Origin of the sequence: Stenotrophomonas sp. RS-48 (assembly GCF_030053245.1) — a bacterium.
GTDB lineage: Bacteria > Pseudomonadota > Gammaproteobacteria > Xanthomonadales > Xanthomonadaceae > Stenotrophomonas > Stenotrophomonas maltophilia_P.
This window is the reverse complement of sequence record NZ_JASGBV010000149.1, coordinates 1-3,582: the sequence shown is the minus strand read 5'-3', so window position 1 is coordinate 3,582 and position 3,582 is coordinate 1. Positions and strand designations below refer to the sequence as shown.

Annotated in this window: 3 protein-coding genes; 2 read left to right on the top strand and 1 reads right to left on the bottom strand. The window is 67.2% G+C overall.

The annotated features are described in order from the left end of the window. Positions 1-444, bottom strand: a 444-nt coding sequence (locus QMZ25_RS18975) for a lipocalin family protein (protein WP_283220128.1), incomplete at its 3' end; no start/stop codon positions are given. A gap of 182 nt (positions 445-626) precedes the next feature. On the opposite strand from QMZ25_RS18975, the gene QMZ25_RS18970 reads away from it, so the two are divergent. Continuing rightward, on the top strand, positions 627-875 hold the full coding sequence (locus tag QMZ25_RS18970) for a hypothetical protein (protein ID WP_053520409.1): 249 nt from the start codon (positions 627-629) through the stop codon (positions 873-875). Between the two features lie 140 nt (positions 876-1,015). Further along, a complete protein-coding gene (locus QMZ25_RS18965; protein WP_283220129.1) occupies positions 1,016-3,415 on the top strand; it encodes a DUF3772 domain-containing protein in 2,400 nt (799 codons plus the stop codon). Positions 3,416-3,582 lie beyond the last annotated feature (167 nt).

Below are 3,582 nucleotides of genomic sequence, written 5' to 3'. Positions count from 1 at the left end.
GAAGCCCTGCAGCCGCGCCGTGGCCAGATAATGGTCCCGCACGGTGGCGTCCAGCTTCGGCTCGCGTGCCAGCAGCCACAGGTAGCGGCGATCGGGGCTGCCAACCAGCGACACGCTGTAGTCCGGAGCGATCTGGATGACCCAGTAGTCGCCCTTGGCGAAGGGCAGCCAGCGCAGGCCCTTGGGCAGGAAGCTCACTTCCAGGCGCGCGCTGTCGTTGTCGACGGGGCAGGCTTCGCCGCTGGCCTCCTCGACCTGGCCGTCCATGCGGCAGCGGTTGTGGACGCTGACGTTGCCGTTGTCGAGCAGGCTGTAGTGCGCCGAGACATCGGTGCAGCCTTCCGGCTCGTGGCGCATGGGCAGGCGCGCGATCTCATACCAGGTGCCCAGGTAGCGGGGCAGCTTGAGGTCGGCGACGGTCTTCAGTGGCAGCTGTTCGGTCATCGGCAAGCGCAGTGGGAACGGGCCTCCACGATGCCGACGGCCTCGCCACGAGCGGGTGAAGCCGGAGCGATGGCGGTGTCCAGAACATTGCGTCGCCGCGGCGTCATTCCCGCTGTCATCGGCGCGGCGGTATCCTGCCGCCAGCGCCGGGTGTTCCGATCCAACCTGAAGTGGAGGTGCCGATGTACCAGGTGATCCTGTTGAAGAGTGAAACCGCGTTCGCGCGCGAGCAATGGCCGCAGGTCGACGATCTGGTGGACTATGAGGGCGTCAGCTACAGCCTGCGCGCCGGTCCGCGCCAGCCGCTGCCGACCGACCACGACTGGCCTCCGGTGGCGGTGTACGCCCCGGACGAAATCACCGAGGAAGAGTTCCAGGACTGGTATGCGCTGCAGCAGCCGACGGTGGAGGAGCTGCGGTTGAAGTACTGAACCGCGGGGGCGGGTGCTGCGGGCGGTGCCGCCCTGGGCATCCGACCTTGACCGGTCGTGCCGTATAGTCGCGCGCAGGCGCGGTGGTCCGCGCGAACCGGTGTGCATCTGGCGTGTCTTCCTTCCTGCAATCGATCCGCATGCGCGGGCCCTGGCTGGGCCTGCTGCTGGGTGCTGCCCTTCTGCTGTCCGCGCCCGCGCCCGCGCTCGCGCAGAACGAGGCGCCTACGCCGAAGCAGCAGCTGGCACAGATTGACAGCGCGCTGAAGGAGATCGAGCGCAAGCGTGACGACGCCGAAGCCACCGAAACACTCGGCACGCTTTCAGAGAACGCGTCGAAGGCCAAGCGGGATGCCGAGGCGCTGGACAAGTCCCTGCAGCCACAGCTGGATCAGCTCAATGAGCAGCTGGCCCAGCTGGGTGAAGCGCCGCAGGGCACCACCGAGCCCCCCGACCTGGCCGCGCAGCGACGCACGCTCACCCGCGAGCGCGATGCCCTGGCCGCCTCGGTGGCCCAGGCAAAATCCATCGCGGTGCGTGCCCAGCAGTTGAGTGCGGACATCGACAAGCAACGTTCCGCGCAGATCAGCGAGGAACTGGGCCGCAAGGTCGATTCACCGCTGTCGCCGTCGCTCTGGCGGCAGGTGGCCGATCAGCTTCCCGATGACATCGCCCGCGTGCGCCCGTTGGCGCAACAGGGGCGTGACACCCTGGCCAAGGCCATCGACACGCACGGCTGGGGCACCCTGCTGCTCGGCCTGGCCGCAGCACTGGTGATGATGTTCCCGCTGCGCCTGTGGCTGCGCGCGCTGGGGCGCCGGTTTGCCGCCTCGGAACGCGCGCCGGACGGCCGCCTGCGCCGTTCCGGCCTGGCCATGTGGCTGCTGCTGGTGGGCACCCTGCTGCCGGGCTATGCGGTGGTGGTGCTGGTGGCTTCGCTGAATGCCATTGGCGGCATCGCCCCGCGCCTGCAGAACGTGGCCGATGGCCTGGTGGCGGCGACCTTCGCTGCGGCCTTCATCGCCGCGCTCAGCGCGTGCCTGCTGATGCCCAGGCGCCCCTCCTGGCGGCTGCTGAACCTGGATGACACCGCCGCGCTGAAGCTGCGCAAGTACGCCTGGGGTGCCGCTGCGCTGGCCTGGCTGAGCAACGTGCTGGTGGCCATCGACCGTGCCACCCGCACCAGCGACGTGACCACGGTGGCACTGGATGGCGTGATTGCGCTGACCTACCTCGGCCTGATCATGGCCATGCTGGTGACCCTGGCACGCCTGCACCGGCGGCAGACGGCTGAAGCCGAAGCGAAGCTGGAAGCGCAGGCCGATGGTCTCGGCGCACAGCAGCCGGTGCGCCGCAGCAGTTGGTTGGTACTGGCGCGTGTGGCTGGCAACATCGCGGTGGTGGCGGCGATCATCGCCACGCTGCTGGGCTATGTGAACTTCGCCAAGTTCGTGAACCAGCAGTTGATCGGCGGCAGCATCGTGGTGCTGGCAGCCACACTGCTGTTCAAGTTCGTCGATGATTTCTGCACCTGGCTGTTGAACGCCGACAGCACGGTTGGCCAGACCATCCTGCTCAGCACCGGCCTGAGCGTCTCCAGGCTGGAGCAGGCCGGCGTGCTGCTGTCGGCGGTGCTACGCACCTTCGTGGTTCTGATCGCGCTGCTGGCACTGGCCGCGCCCTTCGGCAATGTCGGCTCGATCGTGGAGCGCTTCGCGTCGCTGGCCAATGGCATTCCCATCGCCAAGGACCTGACGCTGGAGCCGGGTCGCATCGTACTGGCCATCGGCGTGCTGCTGGCCGGGCTAGGGGTGATGCAGGTGGTGCAGCGCTGGCTGGCCGACACCTACCTGCCCAAGACCGAACTGGATCTGGGCGCGCGCAATTCAATCAGCACCGTCGCCCGCTATCTTGGCATCATCATCGCGGTGCTGTGGGCCCTGACGGTGATGGGACTGAACCTGCAGAAGCTGGCGCTGCTGGTCAGTGCGTTGTCGGTGGGTATTGGTTTCGGCCTGCAGGCGATCACCCAGAATTTTGTTTCCGGCCTGATCCTGTTGGCCGAGCGACCGGTGAAGATCGGTGACTGGGTGAAGCTGGGTGACCAGGAAGGCGACATCCGCCGCATCAATGTGCGCTCGACCGAGATCCAGGTGGGCGACAAGTCCACGTTGATCGTGCCCAACTCGGAGCTGATCACCAAGACCATCCGCAACATGACGATGGGCAACAATCAGGGCCGCATCCAGATCCAGTTCGCGGTACCGACCAGCACCGACGTCGCCGGCCTGCGGCAGGCCATGCTGGATGCCTATGGCGCGCACACCAGCGTGCTGCAGACGCCCGCGCCGACGGTGTACATCGACGGCATTGCCGGCGGCCAGATCACCATCAACAGCTTCGCCTACGTGGCCAGCCCGCGGCAGGTGTACGGCACCCGCAGCGATCTGTATTTCAGTCTGTTGCAGATCCTGGCGGAGCGGAACATTCCGCTGTCCACGCCAACGGACATCCACATCACCCGCGACCCCCAGGAGTAGGGGATTCCCGGCAGGGCTGCGCCCTGCACCTGCCGAGGCCGGAGCAACAGCAACAGCAACAGCGCGCATTCCGTGGGATGGCGGGGTGGGTCCGGTTGCGGGGGACGCTGCAAGTACGTCCATGTAAGCTCGGTCGCCGCATCCATGCGGCTCACGCCCCCGCAACC

Bases quoted from the DNA above. Each gene is read 5' to 3' on its own strand.
- QMZ25_RS18970 (WP_053520409.1), top strand. From the start codon at position 627: ATGTACCAGGTGATCCTGTTGAAGAGTGAAACCGCGTTCGCGCGCGAG.
- QMZ25_RS18965 (WP_283220129.1), top strand. From the start codon at position 1,016: ATGCGCGGGCCCTGGCTGGGCCTGCTGCTGGGTGCTGCCCTTCTGCTG.